Raw genomic sequence first — 16831 nt, forward strand, 5'->3', positions numbered from 1 at the left:
CGTCGTTCAGCGCTCGAAGCGCATGCGCGAAGCGCGAGTCTCGAGCGCTGAACGACGAGACTCGGGGCCGCGAACCCGCCGGAGCGAAGCGGAGGCAAAACAACCCAGCGCGCCTCCGACTCTCGGACGGTGTTCGGGTTTAGGTTCACAAGCGTGACACCGCTCGACTTCCGCGACGGCGCCGCAGCGACCCCGGGCCCCGATAGCGAACCCGCCCAGTTTCGCGCCGCGGTCGATGCGATGGGCACCGCATCCGTGCATCCCCGGATCGAGCTCGCGCCGATCCGGCCGCCACAACGCCTGGCTCCGTACTCCTATGCCATCGGGGCCGAGGTGAAACATCCGGACACCAATGTCATTCCGGTGGATTCGGAGGGGGAGGACGCGTTCGGGCGGCTGATCCTGTTGCACGACCCCAACGGGCATGAGGCATGGCATGGGGTGTTCCGGCTCGTCGCCTATATCCAGGCCGATATCGACGCCGCGCTGGCCGGCGATCCGCTGTTACCGGAGGTCGCATGGAGCTGGCTGGTGGACGCGCTGGAATCGCGGGGGGAACCCTTCACGGCGTTGGGTGGGACGGTGACCTCCACCAGTTCGGTCCGCTACGGCGATATCGCCGGACCGCCGCGCGCCTATCAGCTCGAGCTGCGGGCCTCGTGGACGGTGGGGTCGACCCAACTCGGACCACACGTGGAGGCATTCTGCGAAGTTCTGGCCTATGCGGCGGGTTTGCCGCCCGCCGGCATTACTCATTTGCGGCCGCGTCCGCAGATTGCCGACGACCGGTTCTGACCGCAACGTAAAGTTCTGGGCTATGCCCGACGAGTCCGAGAATTTCCCGGGTGGGGTTGGAGGAAATGCCACCGCTGTCCCCCTACTGGCGCCCGCCGATGGCGTGCCGCCGGTACTGGACACCGCGGTGGATATCGCCGACGCCGCCGCCCGGCTGGCTGCCGGCAGCGGTCCGCTCGCGGTGGACGCCGAGCGCGCCTCGGGTTTCCGCTATTCCAACCGCGCCTATCTGATCCAATTGCGCCGCAAGGGTTCGGGCACCGTGCTCATCGACCCGATCCCCGTGGACGGCGAGCTCACGCCGCTGGCGCAGGTCATCAACGATCTGGAGTGGGTACTGCATTCGGCCGATCAGGATCTACCCGGGCTGGCCGAGCTGGGCCTGCGGCCGGCGGCGCTGTTCGACACCGAATTGGGCGGGCGCCTGGCCGGTTTCGAGCGCGTGGGCCTGGCGGCGATGGTCGAACTGCTGCTCGGACGCGAGTTGCGCAAGGGTCACGGTGCGGCGGACTGGTCCACCCGGCCGCTGCCCGCGGAATGGCTCAACTACGCCGCCCTGGACGTGGAGCTGCTGCTGGAGCTGCGCGACGCTGTCGCCGAGGCCCTGACCGAACAGGGCAAGACCGACTGGGCGGCACAGGAATTCGAACATGTGCGCACCACCGAACCGGGACCGCCGAAGGCGGAGCGCTGGCGGCGCACCTCCGGCATCCACACCCTGCGCCGCACCCGTCAGCTGGCGATCGTGCGTGAATTATGGACGACCCGCGATCAATTGGCCCGCAGCCGCGACGTCGCCCCGGCCCGCATCCTGCCGGATTCGGCGATCATCGCGGCCGCCGAGGCGGATCCGAAGTCGGTGGCGCAGCTGCGGGCGTTGCCGGTGTTCGGCGGTCCGCGGCAGCGCCGGTACTCACGGGAGTGGCTCGGTGCCGTGGAACGCGCTCGCACCCTCTCGGATTCGCAACTGCCCACGCTCACCCAGCCCTACGACGGCCCGCCGCCGGTGAACCGCTGGGAGCGGCGCGATCCGGAGGCCGCCGCCCGCCTCACCGCCGCCCGCGCCGCGATGGCCGATCTGTCGACCCAGCACGCGATCCCGGTGGAGAACCTGCTCACCCCGGATCTGGTACGCCGCCTGTGCTGGGACGGACTCCCCGAATTCCGTTCCGGCAGCAGACCGGACGATCCGGAACAGGTCATCGACGATTTCCTGAAGTCGGGCGGCGCCCGCCCCTGGCAACGCGAGTTGTCGGTACCGCGCCTGTCGGAGGCGCTGTTCCCGGCGGAGCCGTAGCGCCGGGTGAGCCGAGCGGGCCAGTCAGGCAAGGGGTAGACGGGCGGACTCGGTCTCCGAAAGCCGGTGTGCGCCGGGCGTGGTGCTCAGCCCCGCAGCGTGACCCGCAATCGCGCGCCACCGCGGGGACTCTCCTCGAGACACACGGTGCCGCCGTGCAATCGGGCCTGCTGCGCGACCAGTGCGAGACCGAGTCCGCTGCCCGCCGCGGCAGTGGCGCCGCGGGTGAACCGTTCGAAGACTCGCTCGCGATCCTCGGGCGGCACGCCGCACCCATCGTCGTCCACGGTCAGTTCGACCGCGTCGTCGATTTCGCGGGCATCGATGTCCACCAGGGTCGCCCCGCCGTGGCGCACCGAGTTGGTCACCGCATTCTCGACGATGCTGCGCAGGCCCGCGGCCAGGCCTCGGATACGCAGTGGTTCGGTGACGGTCGAGACGATCGTCACCTCCGGATGGTTCCGGCACGCATCCGCCACGACCTGATCGATGAGTTCGTCCAGATCGACCTCGGCGAAATCGTCGTGGGTGGTCAACTCCCCCAACGCCAATCGCTCGAGCGCCCCCAGCGTGTCCTCGACCGACTGCTGGGTGCTCAGTACGTCATCGAGGATGTCGAGGCGCTCCGGCTCCGGCACATCCATCGTCCGCAGCACCTGCAGGTCAGTGCGCATCGCGGTGAGCGGGGTGCGCAATTCGTGCGCCGAAGTGGCCGCGAAATCCCGGGCCGCGGCCAGAGCGTCGGCGGTGTGGCGGCGTTCCGCGGCGATGCGGTCGAGCATCCGGTTCATGGCCGCGGTCAGTTCGGCGGTCTCGGTGGTTCCCCCGGTCGCCGGAACATCTAGCGACAGCCGAGTTCCCACCCCCTTGGTCGCCGTCGTCAACCGCCGCAGCGGCAATACGGCCCGATGCGCGAAGAACCACCCCAGCGCCGCAGCCGCCACGATCGCCCCGGCCCCGACCACCACGATCCGCATCCGCTGCGCCGCAACGGTATCCGCCAGCGCCTCCTTCGGCACCGCGGCCGCGACCACAACCGTGTCCCCATGCCCGACCTCCGCGGGCACGGGCCACGTCAGAAACGTCTCCGCCGGACCGGAACCCACCCCGTCCCGATCGGTCGACACGAACTCCGCACCCGACCCCGGCATGATCACTCTCGGCGAAGCGGCAGCCCCGGAAGCGATCACGCCCGGCACGGCGACAGCCGGACCCGCCGAGGGCGCACCCGGCATCCGCGCGGCAGGACTCGGGGCGGGTGCGGATGTTCCTGACGCGGACTCGGTCGCGCTCGGCGCGGAAACTCCAGGGCCAGACACGCCCGGTGCGGATCCGGAAGCGCTCGGGGTGGATTCGGCTGCACCTGAGGTGGATCCGTTTGTGCCTCGCACGGAATCGACCGGGCCAAGCGAACCGGGCACGAGTCCAGGTGCGCTCGGGGTGGATTCGGTTGCACCTGAGGTGGATTCGGTCGCGCCTCGCACGGAACCAGCCGAGCCAAGCGAACCGGGCACGAGTCCAGGTGCGCTTGCGGTGACCGGTTCTGTTGCGCCCGGCGCAGATACGGGTGCGCCGGGCGCACCCGGCATTGGCGCAGCCGGGCTCGTGGAGGGTCCCGGATCGTTCGGAGCGGGTGGGCTCGGAGTGGGGGGCGATGTCGCCAGGGAGGCGGGGGCGGTGATTCGCAAGGAGCGGACCGTCGTTGCGAACTGTTGTTCGGTGCCGGAGGGGGCCAGGGCGAAGAAGACCGCGCTCATGGCGATGACGACCAGGGCCGCGGCGGCCGCGCTGGCGAGGGCGACTCGGGTGCGCAGGGATAGCAGGCGGGTCATGGTTCCATCCGGAGGACGAAGCCGACTCCGCGGACGGTGTGCACCAGCCGCGGGCAGCCGGTGGCCTCGATCTTGCGGCGTAGGTAGGCCACGAAGACATCCACCACCTTGGTCTGGGTGTGGAAGTCGTAGCCCCACACTCGATCCAGCAATTGCGTGCGGCTGAATACCTGGCCCGGGGCCGCGGCCAACGCGGCCAGCAGGTCGAATTCGCGCTTGGTGAGATCCAGCGGGTGGTCCTCGATGTAGGCGCGGCGGGCGCCGGGCAGCACGGTCAGCGGTCCCAGCACCGTTCGGCTCGGGTCGGCGGCGGGGGCGGGAATGCGGCGCAGCAGCGCGCGCAGCCGGGCGGCCAGCTCGCCCAGGTCGAACGGTTTGGTCAGATAGTCGTCCGCCCCCGCCTCGAGCGCGCCGATCCGATCGACCACCTCCGAGCGGGCGCTGAGCACGCAGATCGGGATCTCGTTGCCCAATGCCCGCAGCGCGGTGACGACCTGGACGCCGTCCAGCCGCGGCATGTTCAGATCCAGGACCATCGCCGCGGGCGCCTCCGCGGCGATGGCCGCGAGTGCCGTGGCCCCGTCGGCCGCGGTGTCGACCTCGAAACCGGACAGCCGCAGCCCGCGTGCCACGGAGGTCAGCACGCGGGCATCGTCGTCCACCACCAGTACTCGACTGTTCGTCACGATTCGACGATATCGACGAGTCGCGGCTCAGGGTCGGGAGCAGGTCACCAGCGTATGGTCCGCGCCGTCGCGCTGCGCATAGGGCTGCGCGGGTTCGGCGGGAACCACCTCGCATCGACCGCGCGGACCCGCGACGACACCGGGTAGGGCCGGGACCCCGATCACCTGTTGCCCGTCGGGACCCACGATCACCACGCCCTGGTCACCGGGAGCCACGACCGCGGGCTCACCCGGCGACACCACCGCGGGCTGCCCATCGGGGCCAACGGTCACGAGACCCGGCGACACGACCACGGGCTGCCCGTCGGAGCCAACGGTCACGACACCCGGCGATACGACCGCAGGCCCGGAACTCGGACCGCCCGGCGACACGACCGCCGGGCCTGACGATCCCGACTGCATAGACAGCGGCGCCTGTGCGCCCGCCACGGCGGGCAGCGTCAGCACCGCGCCGCCCGCGAGACCGGCGATGAGGAGACGACGAACAGTGAACAGCGACATGGGCACAACTCCTGGGCTCGGGGACGATCGCTCGTCGGTATGTCGAACGCCGTCGACGTTATGAGCCCAGTGCTGGACAACCGTTCGAGAACGGTTAGGGAATCGATAGAAAGACTCAGGCGCTCCCGGCCAGCCATCCGGTGATGCGGCGGGCGATATCGGCCTCGGTCAGCTCGAGCTCCTGATGGATCTGCGCGCGCGAGGCGTGGTCCAGGAACTGTTGCGGCACACCGATATCGCGGGTCGGCACGTCCAATCCGGCCGCGCGCAGCCGCGCCGACACCGTGGATCCGATGCCGCCGTGCAGGCCGCCGTCCTCGAGCGTCACCACCAGCCGGTAGTTCTCGGCGAGTTTGACCACGGCATCCGGTACCGGAAGCACCCAGCGCGGATCCACCACCGTCACCGAGACGCCTTCGCGCTCCAACACTTCCGCGGCACCTACCGCGGTATGCGCGAACGGGCCGACCGCGACCAACAGCACATCGCCGCGCACCGACTGCGCCGACGTGCCCTCCGGCATGCGCAGCACATCCACCCCGTCGAGTCGCTCCACGGCCGCGAGATCCTGCGCCACAGCGCCTTTCGGGAAGCGCAGCGCGGTCGGGCCGTCGTGCACGGCCAGCGCCTCGGCGAATTCCTCCCGCAGCGTGGCGGCATCGCGCGGGGCGGCGACCCGGATGCCGGGGACGATGCCCAGCACCGAGAGATCCCACATGCCGTTGTGGCTGGCGCCGTCGTCGCCGGTGATACCGGCCCGGTCCAGCACGAGCGTCACCGGCAGACCCAGCAGCGACACGTCCATGAGCAGCTGGTCGAAGGCGCGGTTGAGGAAGGTCGAGTAGATCGCGACCACCGGATGCAATCCGCCCAGGGCCAGCCCGGCGGCCGAGGTCATGGCGTGCTGTTCGGCGATGCCGACATCGAACATCCGCTCCGGGAACCGCTCGCCGAACGGGGCGAGCCCGGTGGGGCCGGACATGGCGGCGGTGATGGCGACGATATCCTCGCGCTGTTCGGCCTGGCGGATCAGCTCGTCGGAGAACACCGAGGTCCAGCCGACCGAGCGGCCACCCCTCGGCTCACCGGTCTCCGGATCGATGACCCCGATCGAATGCATCTGATCGGCCTCGTGGTTCTCCGCGGGCTGATAACCGCGGCCCTTCTGGGTGACCGTATGCACGATGACGGGCCCGCCGAAGTCCTTGGCGCGGCGCAGCGCGGCCTCGAGGGCCACGATGTCGTGACCGTCGACCGGGCCGAGATACTTCATCCCGAGATCGCTGAACAGCTCCTGCGGGGCCACCGCATCCTTGATCCCGGTCTTGAGCGCGTGCAGCATCGAATACGCCGAACCGCCCACCCGCGGAATGCTCTGCACGAAGCGCTTGGTCGCGTCGAGGGCCTGTTCGTAGGCGGGCTGCATGCGCAGCGCGGTCAACCGATCGGCCAGGCCGCCGATGGTCGGCGAATACGAGCGGCCGTTGTCGTTGACCACGACGATCAGCGAGCGGTCTTGTCCGGCGGCGATGTTGTTCAGCGCCTCCCAGCACATACCGCCGGTGAGCGCGCCGTCGCCGACCACGGCCACCACATGGCGACGCTGCTTGGTCAGCGCGAATGCCTTGGCCAGGCCGTCGGCGTAGGACAGCGACGCCGAGGCGTGCGAGGACTCGACCCAGTCGTGCGGGCTCTCCGCGCGGCTGGGGTAGCCGGACAGGCCGCCCTGCTTACGCAGCCGCTCGAAGTCGTCCTTGCGACCGGTGAGGATCTTGTGCACGTAGGCCTGATGTCCCGTATCGAAGATGATCGGGTCGGCCGGGGAGTCGAAGATGCGGTGCAGCGCGATCGTCAGCTCCACCACGCCGAGGTTGGGGCCCAGGTGGCCGCCCGTCACCGCGACCTTGCGGACCAGGAACTCACGGATCTCCTCCGCCAGCTCGTGCAATTCCGGTACCGCCAGCCGGCGCAGGTCCTCGGGCGTATCGACCCGGGAAAGAACTCCCACCGCTATCGCTCCCTCTGGATGGCTCGCTCGTCGTTTGGAACAGTCTACGGAGCCTGACAGGGTCCTCATGACCGGAATGGCAACCCACCTGCGACAGGCGTCCGGTATGTGAGGCTCGACATAGCCTCGGATGGCTACTGTGGGCGCTGCACTGTGCCACAGCCACTCTCGCACCCAGAAGGAACCTCAGTGACCGCCGACCAGCCCCACACCGCCGCCACGGTGACCACCTTCGGACACGGCACCGCCGCCGCCACCCCCGACCGCATGCAGGTCACCATCTCGATCGAAACCCGCGCCAGCACAGTCGCTCTGGCGTATCACCGCGCCGGAGAGCGCACGACATCGGTCACGGCCGCGCTGCGCGCCGACGACGTGCGCTCGACCGATATCGCCACCAGCGGGCTGTCGGTGCACACCGAGACCACCTGGATCGAGGGTGGCGGTTCGCGCATCACCGGCTATGTGGCGAGCACCTCGCTGACGGTCGCGCTGCACACCGACGAGAAAGGTTCGGATCCGGCCACGATCATCGGCCATGCGGTCGACGCCGGCGGCGACGACGTCCGCCTGGGCGGGCTGAATCTGACCTTCGCCGATCAGGAATCCCTGCTCATCCGCGCCCGCGACGCCGCCTGGGACAACGCCCGCACCAAGGCCGAGCAGTACGCCGCCCGCGCCGAACGCAAACTGGGCCCGGTCCTCGAGATCACGGAGAACACCACCTCCCACTCCCCGGTCCCCCACCACACCGTCCAATTCATGGCCGCCAAGTCCGAGGCCGCCCCCATCCCCATCGAATACGGCGAATCCGAAGTCTCCGCGACCCTGCGCGTCACCTGGCTGCTGGCCTGACCCTTTTCGCACCCTCTCCCGCGCTTCGCACCCGCTGTGGGCGGCTGGAAGGGGTGCGGAGTGCGGGAAAGGGTGCGGATCAGGGGGTGGGCTCGAGGAGGGCCAGGCATTCGACGTGGTGGGTGGCGGGGAAGGCGTCGAAGGCGCGTAGGCGGGTGGGGGCGTAGCCCGCGGCGCGGTAGAGGCCGATATCGCGGGCGAATGCGGCCGGGTCACAGCCGATGTGGATGATGCGGGCGGGGTGGTGGGCGGTCATGGCGGCGACGACCTGTTTGCCCGCACCCGCTCGGGGTGGGTCCAGCACGATGACTTCCGGTGTGGGAGCGCCGAATCGCTCGTCGACCCAGCTCTCGACGCGGTGCGCGTCCATATCGACCCAGGGCAGATCGCGCAGGGCGGCGATACCGTCGGCCACGGCCGAGCGCGCGGATTCGATACCGAGCACCGCGCCGTCGGGGCCGACCTGCTCGGCCAGGCGGGCGGCGAAGACGCCCGCGCCGCTGTAGAGATCCCATGCCGTCGCGCCCGGCCCGGCGTCCGCCCAATCGGCGACGATATCCGAATAGCATTGCGCCGCACCGCGATGCGGCTGCCAGAAGCCGGTCGCCGCGACCTCCCAGCGTCGGCCCGCCACATACTGCGCGGCCCGGCCGCTGCCCTCCAGCACGCGTTCGCGCCGCGGTCCGTGCGCGGCCGCCCGGCGCGCCGCGGTATTGCGCCGATCGCCGCCGGAACGCCGCCCGGAGCGCGACGGCTCGAGCTCCACGATATGCCGCAGTCCGTCCCCGTCGACGGCGATGACCAGCTCCGCACCCGGCGTCCAGCGGCTCTCCGCGATACCGTCGAGCGCACCCGAAACCGGTTGCGGGCAGCGCAGATCCGTGATCACCTCGGTGCTGCGATAGCGATGCACCCCCGCGCGCCCGTCGGCGTCGACGACCAGCCGGATCCGGGTTCGCCATCGATCGTTGCCCGCCTCGGGCGGGATCGGCTCCACGACCACCTCGGTATCCCAATCGGCCAGCCGCCGCAGCTGCTCGGTCACCACGTCCGCCTTGAGCGCGCGCTGGGCCTCGGGCGTTGCGAAGGCGAAATCACAGCAGCCCGCGCCACCCGGCCCGGACACCGGGCAGATCGGATCGATGCGATCGGGCGAGGGCTCGAGGATCTGCACCGCCTCGGCGCGGCAGAAGGAGCCGCCGCGATCCTCGGTCACCCGGGCCCGCACCAGTTCGCCCGGCAGCCCGTGCCGGACGAACACCACCCGCCCGTCGTGCCGTGCCACACAGAATCCGCCATGCCCCGGCGCACCGAGCCGCAGCTCGAGAAGCGTTCCCTCCCAGCTATTCTCGCTCATCAGCCGCGCCCGTCGTAGCCGCGTCGCACCGAACCGGGCGCGTTCACGTCGACCTCTTGGCGCGCCCGATCCGACGAACTGAGCTGCCACGGCACGCTGGTCACCATGACGCCCGGCTCGAACAGCAGCCTGCCCTTGAGCCGCAGCGCACTCTGGTTGTGCAGCAACTGTTCCCACCAATGTCCGACCACGTATTCGGGGATGAACACGGTCACCACATCGCGCGGCGAACTGCGCCGCACCCGCTTCACGTAATCCACCACGGGCTTGGTGATCTCGCGATAGGGCGATTCGATCACCTTGAGCGGCACCGGAATTCCGCTCTTCCCCCATTCGCGCACCAGCTGACGGGTATCGGGTTCGTCGACGTTGACGGTCACCGCCTCCAGGACATCGGGCCGCGTGGCTCGGGCGAAGGCCACCGCGCGGCGGGTCGGCAGATGCAGTTTGGACACCAGCACGATCGAATGCGTCCGGCTCGGCAGCACGAGGTTGTCATCGGACTGCTCGTCCAGCTCGCGGGCGACGGTGTCGTAATGCCGCCGGATCAGCCGCATCAATCCGAAGATCGCGGCCATGGTGACGATCGCGATCCACGCGCCCGCCAGGAACTTGGTGATGAGCACGACCACCAGCACGATCCCGGTCATGGTGAGGCCGATGGCGTTGATGACCCGCGACCGCAGCATCCGCCGCCGCACCGCGGGATCGGTCTCGGTGCGCAGCAACCGCGTCCAGTGCCGCAACATGCCGGTCTGGCTCAGCACGAAGGAGACGAAGACACCGACGATGTAGAGCTGGATCAGCCGCGTCACCTCCGCGCCGAACAGCACGACGAACGCCATGGCCGCGCCGGACAGGAACAGGATGCCGTTGGAGAAGGCCAGCCGATCCCCGCGGGTATGCAACTGCCGTGGCAGATACCGGTTCTGCGCCAGGATCGACCCGAGTACCGGGAATCCGTTGAACGCGGTATTGGCCGCCAGCACCAGAATCAGCGCGGTCACGACGGTGATGAAGTAGAACCCCGCCGGGAATCCCTCGAACACCGCCTTGGCCAGCTGCGCGATCAACGTCTTCTGCTCGTAGCCCGCCGGCGCACCCTGAAGATCGCTCACGTTCTGCGCGTAGACCACACCGATCCGGCGCGCCAGGGTGATGATGCCGATCAACAACGAGATGGCGATCACACCGAGCAGCAGCAGCGTGGTGGCGGCGTTGCGGGACTTCGGTTTCCGGAACGCGGGCACGCCGTTGCTGATCGCCTCGACACCGGTCAGCGCCGCACAGCCGGAGGAGAACGCCCGCGCGAGGAGGAATACGAACGCCAGCCCCATCAGATGCGATTGCTCGCCATTGAGCTGGAAGCCGTAGGACTCCGCATGCACCTGGTCGCCCAGGATCTCCACCCGGATCAGCCCCCAGATCAGCATCACGAAGACGCCGACCATGAACGCGTAGGTGGGAATCGCGAACATCGTGCCGGATTCGCGTATCCCACGCAGGTTCATCGCGGTCAGCACCGCGATCGCGACCACCGCGAACAGCACCTTGTGGGTGCCCACGAACGGCACCGCGGAACCGATATTGGACGCCGCCGAGGAGATCGACACCGCGACGGTCAGCACGTAGTCGACCAGCAGCGCGCTGCCGACCGTCAACCCGGCTGTCGGCCCGAGATTGACCGTGGCCACCTCGAAATCACCGCCGCCGGAGGGATAGGCGTGCACGTTCTGCCGATAGGAGGCCACCACGACGGCCATGACCGCGGCGACCGCGAGCCCGATCCAGGGGGCATAGACATACGCCGACAGCCCGGCGGCCGAGAGCACGAGGAAGATCTCCTCGGGCGCGTAGGCCACCGACGACAGGGCGTCGGAGGCGAAAACAGGCAGTGCGATCCGCTTGGGCAGCAAGGTATGTCCCAGCGAATCACTGCGGAAGGGGCGGCCGACCACCATACGTTTGACGGCCGTCGTCAACTTGGACACTCGCGCCAGCATAAGCTCAGTGGCCGCCGCCACACAGTGGCGGGGCCAGGGAGTTTCGACCGGTCGCTCAGGGGGAACGTGGCTGCAAGGATCATCAGCGGGTACGGTTGCGCCGATAACGAACCAGACCGCACACCACGGTTTTCGAATTAGGGATGAGCACGGTGTACGTAGTGATCATGGGGTGCGGCCGCGTCGGCTCGTCGTTGGCCCGCGCCCTGGTCCGCGTCGGTCACGAGGTTGCCGTGATCGATCGCGATCCCAGCGCATTCCTGCGCCTGGGCAAGGATTTCACCGGAGAACGCGTCACCGGGGTGGGCTTCGATCGCGATGTGCTGCTGCGCGCGGGCATCGAGCGGGCGGGTGCGTTCGCGGCGGTGTCCTCCGGCGACAACTCCAACATCATCTCCGCGCGGGTGGCACGCGAGACCTTCGGCATCGACCGGGTCGTGGCGCGTATCTACGACGCCAAACGCGCCGCCGTATACGAGCGGCTGGGCATTCCGACCATCGCCACCGTGCCGTGGACGACCGACCGGTTCCTGCGCACGATCATCGGCGATGAGGCCGGCTCCAGCTGGCGCGATCCGACGGGCACGGTCGCGGTCACCGAGCTCAGCCTGCACGAGGACTGGACCGGGCATACCGTGCGAGATCTGGAGGACGCCACCGGCGCCCGGGTGGCCTTCCTCATCCGGTTCGGCCGGGGCGTACTGCCCGGCAGCAAGACCGTGCTGCAGGCCGACGACACCGTCTATGTGGCCGCCACCTCCGGTTCCGTGGGCGAGGCCGTCGCGCTCGCCGCCGCAGCACCAACGAGCGAGGACCAGTCGTGAAAGTAGCGATCGCCGGAGCCGGCGCCGTCGGCCGCTCCATCGCCCAGGAACTCCTGCGCGGCGGACACGAGGTGATGCTGCTCGAACGCCGCCTCGATCACATCGATCCGGTCGTGGCCCCCGCGGCGACGTGGGTACACGGCGACGCCTGCGAGCTGGAACTGCTCGAGGAGGCGGGGCTGCAGGATTTCGAGGTGGTCATCTCCGCGACCGGTGACGACAAGGTGAATCTGGTCTTCAGCCTCCTCGCCAAGACCGAATTCGGGGTGCGGCGAGTGGTGGCCCGGGTCAACGATCCGCGCAACGAGTGGCTGTTCGACGGATCGTGGGGCGTGGATGTCGCGGTATCCACACCGCGACTACTGGCCTCGCTGGCCGAGGAGGCCGTCTCGGTCGGTGATCTGGTGCGCCTGATGACGCTGCGCCAGGGTCAGGCGAATCTGGTCGAGATCACACTGCCCACGGATACGGTGCTGGCCGGGCGGGCGGTGCGGACGCTCGCGCTGCCGCGCGACGTGGCGCTGGTGACGATCCTGCGCGGCGGGCGAGTGATCGTCCCGCAGCCCGACGATCCGCTCGAGGGCGACGACGAGCTGCTGTTCGTGACCTCGGTCGAGGCCGAGGACGAGCTGCGAAAAGCGTTGGGCGTCAACGGATCCGGATCCGACTGATCAGGACACGGCGATCAGCTTGGCGCGCAGCTTGTTCAGCGCCCGATGCTGCATGACCCGCACCACGCCGGGGCTGGTGCCGATGGCCTCGGCGGTCTGAGCGGCGGTCCAGCCCAACACGATTCGCATGACCAGCACCTCGCGATGCGCGGGGGCCAGCACCTGCATGAGGTCGTAGGTCGCGCGGCGACGCTCCGAGGCCAGCGCCATCTCCTCGGGACCGGCGTCCGGGGAGGCCTCCTCGGGGAACTCCGCGACCGGATAGGACGGATGCGTCTGCGCGCGGCGGAAGGCGTCGGCCACCTTGTTGGCCGAAATGCCGTAGACGAAGGCCAGGAACGACTTGCCCTGATCGCGATAGCGCGGGATGGCCTGCACGGTCGCGATGCAGATCTCCTGCGCGATATCGTCGGCGGTGACATGCAGATTGTTACCCGCGCCGACGCGGGCCGCGCAGTAGCGGCGCACCAGCGGATGCACGATCTTGACGATCTCGGTGACGGCCTGGCGATCACCGGCAGCGGCTGGACCGATCAACCGGTCCAGCTCGGCGGCGGCCCTGCGGCTCTCGGAGTTCGCGGCGCCCGGCCGTTCCGGCCGAATGCCGTGACCCTTCGCTCGGTCCTGCGACGCCACCGTGTTGTTGTCGGTACCCACTTGCCGGATCCTTTCGCCGATCTCGCTCTCACGAAAATCGTGCGACTTTCCGGGCTCGCGCAATAGGCACCCCAGGGGTGGGTCACCCCCACCCCCCGGCCATCCGATGCTCACCGTGGGGTCGATTGCCCCGAAAAGGCCGGGGCACAAGGCTGTACGGTAACGGTTCCGATCGGGTTCATCGTCGGGTCGACGTGGCGGGCAGATGCCCCGCCTTGCGCACCGCCCACACCGTGACCAGCAGCGCGACCGCCGTCAACGGCCAGCCCATGGCGATGCGCGCGGTGGCCAGCAGACCCGTGCTGTCGGTGTCGTAGAAGTGGTGCTGGACCAGAAAGCGGGCGCCGAACACCAGCACCCAGACCGCGGTGGCCACATCGTAGAGCCGCATCGCGCGGCGATCGGAGCGCCAGTCGTTACCGTGCCCATTGAGCACGCCCCAGATCACTCCGGCCAGCGGCCAACGCACGATCATCGACGCCAGGAACACTCCGCCGTAGAGCAGGCTGGCCCAGATGCCGAACAGGAAGAAGCCCTTGGCCGCGCCCATCCGATAGGCGATGAACGCGCAGATCCCCACTCCCAGGAAGCCGGAGATCGCGGGCTGGATCGGATTGCGACGAACCAAGCGCCACACCAGAATCGCGGCCGCCACCCCCAGCGCCGACCAGATGGCCGCGCCGAGACCCCACAGCGCGTTGGCGGGCACGAAGACCACCACCGGCAGGGTCGAGTAGATCAGTCCGCTGATGCCGCCCAACTGTTCCAGCAGGGTCTGCTCCAACGCCTCCTCGGATTCGGCCTCGGTGTCGAGGTCCTCGTCGGGCTGCACGATCGGCAGCACGGCGGTGGGCTGATCGTCCGCGGCGCGGTGGTCGGCGCCGTCGTCCTTGCTGGGTATCGGCATATGTGTCAGGTATTCCCGCGTAGTTCGTAGTAGGGGTTGTACATCACCTTGGCGCCATCGCGTTCCCCGATGCGGCCGCGGACCAGAATACGGCGTCCGGGTTCGATTCCCGGAATGCGCCGCCGTCCGATCCACACCAGCGCGACAGCGTCGGTGCCATCGAAGAATTCGGCCTCCAGCCCACCGGTGGATGCGGTCGGACAGGTCTCCACGCTGCGCAAGCGCCCGAGCATGGTGACCTCCTCGCCGCGGCGGCAGTCCGACGCCTGACAGGCGCCCGATGCCTCGGAGGTCTCGGCCAGTTCCTCGGCGTCGAGCCGGTCCAGATCCGCGGTGAGCCGGCGGCCGAGCCGCCGGAAGTAGCCGCTGTCGGGGCCCGCCTTGCCTTCAGCGGTACCGGATCCCGCCTTGTTCCTGCCCGTGAAAGGCATCTTCGCAACACTTCCTGCAACTGCTGACGACGTGGGTCGCACGTCATCGGGTTCCCACTCGAGCGGCCGGTTGGCCGTACCCCGCCAACTGTAGATGGGGCCCCGATGAGCTGCCACGCGGCCCGCGCCCATGCGTCCGGCGGACGCACCACCTGTGAATACCCACGCCCGCCTCCGCCGAACCAGTCGGTGTGCCGCGTAGGCTCGGCGGGTGCCCGACCTACCCCGCCCCGCGCTCGTCGTCGCCCTGCCCGGCACCGGGTCGGATGCCGATTTCGCGCGCCGCGCCTTCGGACCCGCCTGTGCCGCAGTGGATCTGCCGTTCCTGGCAGTCGAGCCGGATCCGCGGGCGGTGGTCGACAGCTGCCACGCGGCCCTGGACACCGCGGCGCGTTCGGGGCCGGTGCTGGCCGCCGGGATCTCACTCGGCGCGGCCATCGCGGTGGAATGGGCGGTCGCACATCCGGATTCGGTATTCGGGGTGATCGCCGCGCTGCCCGCCTGGACCGGCGCCGACACCACGGGCTGCCCCGCCGCCCTCAGTGCCGCGGGCACCGCCGCCCAACTGCGCGCCGACGGCCTGGACTCGGTCCTGGCCCGCATGCGCGCCAGCAGCCCGCGCTGGCTGGCCGACGCCCTGACCCAATCCTGGACCGCCCAGTGGCCGCACCTCCCCGAAGCCCTCGAGGAGGCCGCCGCCTACCCCTGGCCCACCGCGAAAACCCTTGCCGCCCTGTCGGTCTCGACCGCCATCATCTCCGCCATCGACGACCCGGTCCACCCACTGCCCATCGCCGAGCAATGGACCGACCACATCCCGAAGGCCGACCTGATCCGCATCACCCTCGACGATTTGGGCACCGACCCCGCTATCCTCGGCACCCAAGGCCTCAACCACCTGCTCCCCCGCCACGCCACCCACCGCTGACCCGGCGAAAAGCGCGCCGGGGCAAGCGATTTCGAGCACGCCGCGCCCATCCTCGGTTCCCCGCACCGTCCGCACCGCGCCGACCCCTGGTTCCCCGCACCGTCCGCACCGCGCCGACCCCTGGTTCCCCGCACCGTCCGCACCGCGCCGACCCCTGGTTCCCCGCACCGTCCGCCCAGCGGGCGGTGCGGGGATCGCTCAGTTCCGGCGCAGCTGTTGCATGGCCGAGCCCTCCGCGCCGCGGCGCGGCCCCTGCTGTTCCGGTGGGACCACGGGGAACTGGCCGGTGGCGTGCGCCTGGGCCGCGGCCGCCTGGGCCGCCAGCGCCTCCTGCTGGGCCTGCATCTGCTGCTGATGTGCCGCGATGAGCTGATCGGCCAGTTCCTGCGGCAGGACCACGGGCAGCGGCTCGCGCACCGGCAGCGGTTCGTCGCCGCGGCGCACGATGGTCTCGGTGAGGATCGAGCGCGCGGCATTCACCAGCGGCTGACCCTCGTCGGCCGCACCGCTCGGGCCCGCGGCGACCAGCCGCAGCATCCAGCGGTAGCCGTCGATACCGATGAAGCGCAGATCCGCGCCCTCGGTGACCGCGTGCAGCTCCCTGCCCCACGGACCGTTCTGGATCGAGACCTGCGCCCCGTCCGCGCGCAGCGAATCGGCGAGATCGGCCGCGACCGAACGCCATTGACCCGGCGACTTGGGCGCGGCGTAGGCGGCCACCGTGAGCCGCCCGTGCTGGGTGGCCAGGTGCACCGCCTGCGGCGTCCCGTCGGGAGTCATCTCGACCTGCAGCTGACCGCCCGGCGGCACCGGCAGGATCACCGAGCCGAGATCCAGGCGCTGATCGGCGACGTTGCCGACCAGATCGGCGACGTCCTCGTAGTCGTAGGGTCCGCTGCGCGGGCCGCCCCCGGCGGGCGCGTCGTCATAGCCCCGGCGCCCCTGATCGGGCTCGTAGCGCGGCTGCTCGTACTCCGCTTCCCGATAATCGGCCTCGTCGTACTCGTCGTCGCGGGCGTACTCGTCGTAGTGCCCGCGACGATCGTCGTCTCCGGATTGCTTCTTCCGTCCGAACATCG

16 protein-coding genes are annotated in these 16831 nt (G+C 69.6%); 6 read left to right on the forward strand and 10 right to left on the reverse strand.

The genetic code is table 11. The features are described from left to right. Window positions 1-153: 153 nt before the first annotated feature. Both ACIA76_RS21110 and ACIA76_RS21115 read left to right on the forward strand, forming a co-directional pair. Window positions 154-795 carry a DUF3000 domain-containing protein gene (locus ACIA76_RS21110; RefSeq protein WP_397153543.1) on the forward strand — a complete coding sequence of 214 codons (642 nt, stop codon included), beginning with the start codon at window positions 154-156 and terminating at the stop codon, window positions 793-795. 22 nt (window positions 796-817) lie between these two features. Beyond that, window positions 818-2092 (forward strand): HRDC domain-containing protein, encoded by a 1275-nt coding sequence (locus tag ACIA76_RS21115; protein ID WP_397153544.1) that lies wholly within the window; start codon window positions 818-820, stop codon window positions 2090-2092. Window positions 2093-2178: 86 nt separating this feature from the next. On the opposite strand, the gene ACIA76_RS21120 is transcribed toward ACIA76_RS21115, so the two are convergent. The 4 genes from ACIA76_RS21120 to dxs form a co-directional block, all read right to left on the reverse strand. Continuing rightward, the gene (locus tag ACIA76_RS21120) at window positions 2179-3219 is read right to left on the reverse strand and encodes an ATP-binding protein (protein WP_397153545.1); all 1041 of its coding nucleotides are present in this window, start codon (window positions 3217-3219) and stop codon (window positions 2179-2181) included. A gap of 701 nt (window positions 3220-3920) precedes the next feature. Then, entirely contained in the window at window positions 3921-4610 is a 690-nt protein-coding gene (locus tag ACIA76_RS21125) for a response regulator transcription factor (RefSeq protein WP_397153546.1), read from the reverse strand. A gap of 27 nt (window positions 4611-4637) precedes the next feature. Continuing rightward, window positions 4638-5111, reverse strand: a complete 474-nt coding sequence (locus ACIA76_RS21130) for a hypothetical protein (protein WP_397153547.1) — start codon at window positions 5109-5111, stop codon at window positions 4638-4640. A gap of 115 nt (window positions 5112-5226) precedes the next feature. Further along, window positions 5227-7119, reverse strand: coding sequence for a 1-deoxy-D-xylulose-5-phosphate synthase (dxs, locus tag ACIA76_RS21135; protein WP_397153548.1), 1893 nt, complete (start codon window positions 7117-7119; stop codon window positions 5227-5229). Between the two features lie 189 nt (window positions 7120-7308). Here dxs and ACIA76_RS21140 point away from each other — a divergent pair, with 189 nt between their 5' ends. Next, window positions 7309-7974: an SIMPL domain-containing protein gene (locus ACIA76_RS21140; protein ID WP_397153549.1), complete on the forward strand. Its 666-nt coding sequence runs from the start codon at window positions 7309-7311 to the stop codon at window positions 7972-7974. A 79-nt stretch (window positions 7975-8053) separates the two neighbouring features. On the opposite strand, the gene ACIA76_RS21145 is transcribed toward ACIA76_RS21140, so the two are convergent. Together ACIA76_RS21145 and ACIA76_RS21150 are read right to left on the reverse strand one after the other, a co-directional pair. Further along, window positions 8054-9331 (reverse strand): class I SAM-dependent RNA methyltransferase, encoded by a 1278-nt coding sequence (locus tag ACIA76_RS21145; RefSeq protein WP_397153550.1) that lies wholly within the window; start codon window positions 9329-9331, stop codon window positions 8054-8056. Beyond that, on the reverse strand, window positions 9331-11322 hold the full coding sequence (locus ACIA76_RS21150) for an APC family permease (protein WP_397153551.1): 1992 nt from the start codon (window positions 11320-11322) through the stop codon (window positions 9331-9333). The genes ACIA76_RS21145 and ACIA76_RS21150 overlap by 1 nt, the downstream gene beginning before the upstream one ends. Window positions 11323-11486: 164 nt before the next feature. Here ACIA76_RS21150 and ACIA76_RS21155 point away from each other — a divergent pair, with 164 nt between their 5' ends. Next, complete coding sequence (locus tag ACIA76_RS21155) at window positions 11487-12158, forward strand: potassium channel family protein (protein ID WP_397153552.1); 672 nt, start codon at window positions 11487-11489, stop codon at window positions 12156-12158. Continuing rightward, a complete protein-coding gene (locus ACIA76_RS21160; protein ID WP_397153553.1) occupies window positions 12155-12829 on the forward strand; it encodes a potassium channel family protein in 675 nt (224 codons plus the stop codon). Before ACIA76_RS21155 ends, ACIA76_RS21160 begins: the two co-directional genes overlap by 4 nt. On the opposite strand, the gene ACIA76_RS21165 is transcribed toward ACIA76_RS21160, so the two are convergent. The 3 genes from ACIA76_RS21165 to ACIA76_RS21175 all read right to left on the reverse strand — a co-directional run bounded on the left by ACIA76_RS21165 (window position 12830) and on the right by ACIA76_RS21175 (window position 14824). Beyond that, complete coding sequence (locus tag ACIA76_RS21165; protein ID WP_397153853.1) at window positions 12830-13432, reverse strand: sigma-70 family RNA polymerase sigma factor; 603 nt, start codon at window positions 13430-13432, stop codon at window positions 12830-12832. It abuts the gene before it with no gap. Window positions 13433-13664: 232 nt separating this feature from the next. Continuing rightward, window positions 13665-14393: a DUF3159 domain-containing protein gene (locus ACIA76_RS21170; RefSeq protein ID WP_397153554.1), complete on the reverse strand. Its 729-nt coding sequence runs from the start codon at window positions 14391-14393 to the stop codon at window positions 13665-13667. Window positions 14394-14398: 5 nt separating this feature from the next. After that, complete coding sequence (locus ACIA76_RS21175) at window positions 14399-14824, reverse strand: OB-fold nucleic acid binding domain-containing protein (protein WP_397153555.1); 426 nt, start codon at window positions 14822-14824, stop codon at window positions 14399-14401. Window positions 14825-15035: 211 nt separating this feature from the next. On the opposite strand from ACIA76_RS21175, the gene ACIA76_RS21180 reads away from it, so the two are divergent. Next, a complete protein-coding gene (locus tag ACIA76_RS21180; RefSeq protein WP_397153556.1) occupies window positions 15036-15752 on the forward strand; it encodes an alpha/beta fold hydrolase in 717 nt (238 codons plus the stop codon). 198 nt (window positions 15753-15950) lie between these two features. Here ACIA76_RS21180 and ACIA76_RS21185 read toward each other — a convergent pair whose 3' ends face one another. Further along, a complete protein-coding gene (locus ACIA76_RS21185) occupies window positions 15951-16829 on the reverse strand; it encodes a DUF3710 domain-containing protein (protein WP_397153854.1) in 879 nt (292 codons plus the stop codon). Window positions 16830-16831: the final 2 nt, after the last annotated feature.

It is taken from the genome of Nocardia sp. NPDC051570 (assembly GCF_044454005.1).
Taxonomy (GTDB): Bacteria; Actinomycetota; Actinomycetes; order Mycobacteriales; family Mycobacteriaceae; genus Nocardia.

What these genes read in the sequence shown, in the direction of transcription:
- ACIA76_RS21130 (WP_397153547.1), bottom strand. Translation starts at nt 5,111, where the DNA reads ATGTCGCTGTTCACTGTTCGTCGTCTCCTCATCGCCGGTCTCGCGGGC.
- ACIA76_RS21145 (WP_397153550.1), bottom strand. Translation starts at nt 9,331, where the DNA reads ATGAGCGAGAATAGCTGGGAGGGAACGCTTCTCGAGCTGCGGCTCGGT.
- ACIA76_RS21185 (WP_397153854.1), bottom strand. Translation starts at nt 16,829, where the DNA reads ATGTTCGGACGGAAGAAGCAATCCGGAGACGACGATCGTCGCGGGCAC.
- ACIA76_RS21175 (WP_397153555.1), bottom strand. Translation starts at nt 14,824, where the DNA reads ATGCCTTTCACGGGCAGGAACAAGGCGGGATCCGGTACCGCTGAAGGC.
- ACIA76_RS21170 (WP_397153554.1), bottom strand. Translation starts at nt 14,393, where the DNA reads ATGCCGATACCCAGCAAGGACGACGGCGCCGACCACCGCGCCGCGGAC.
- ACIA76_RS21115 (WP_397153544.1), top strand. Translation starts at nt 818, where the DNA reads ATGCCCGACGAGTCCGAGAATTTCCCGGGTGGGGTTGGAGGAAATGCC.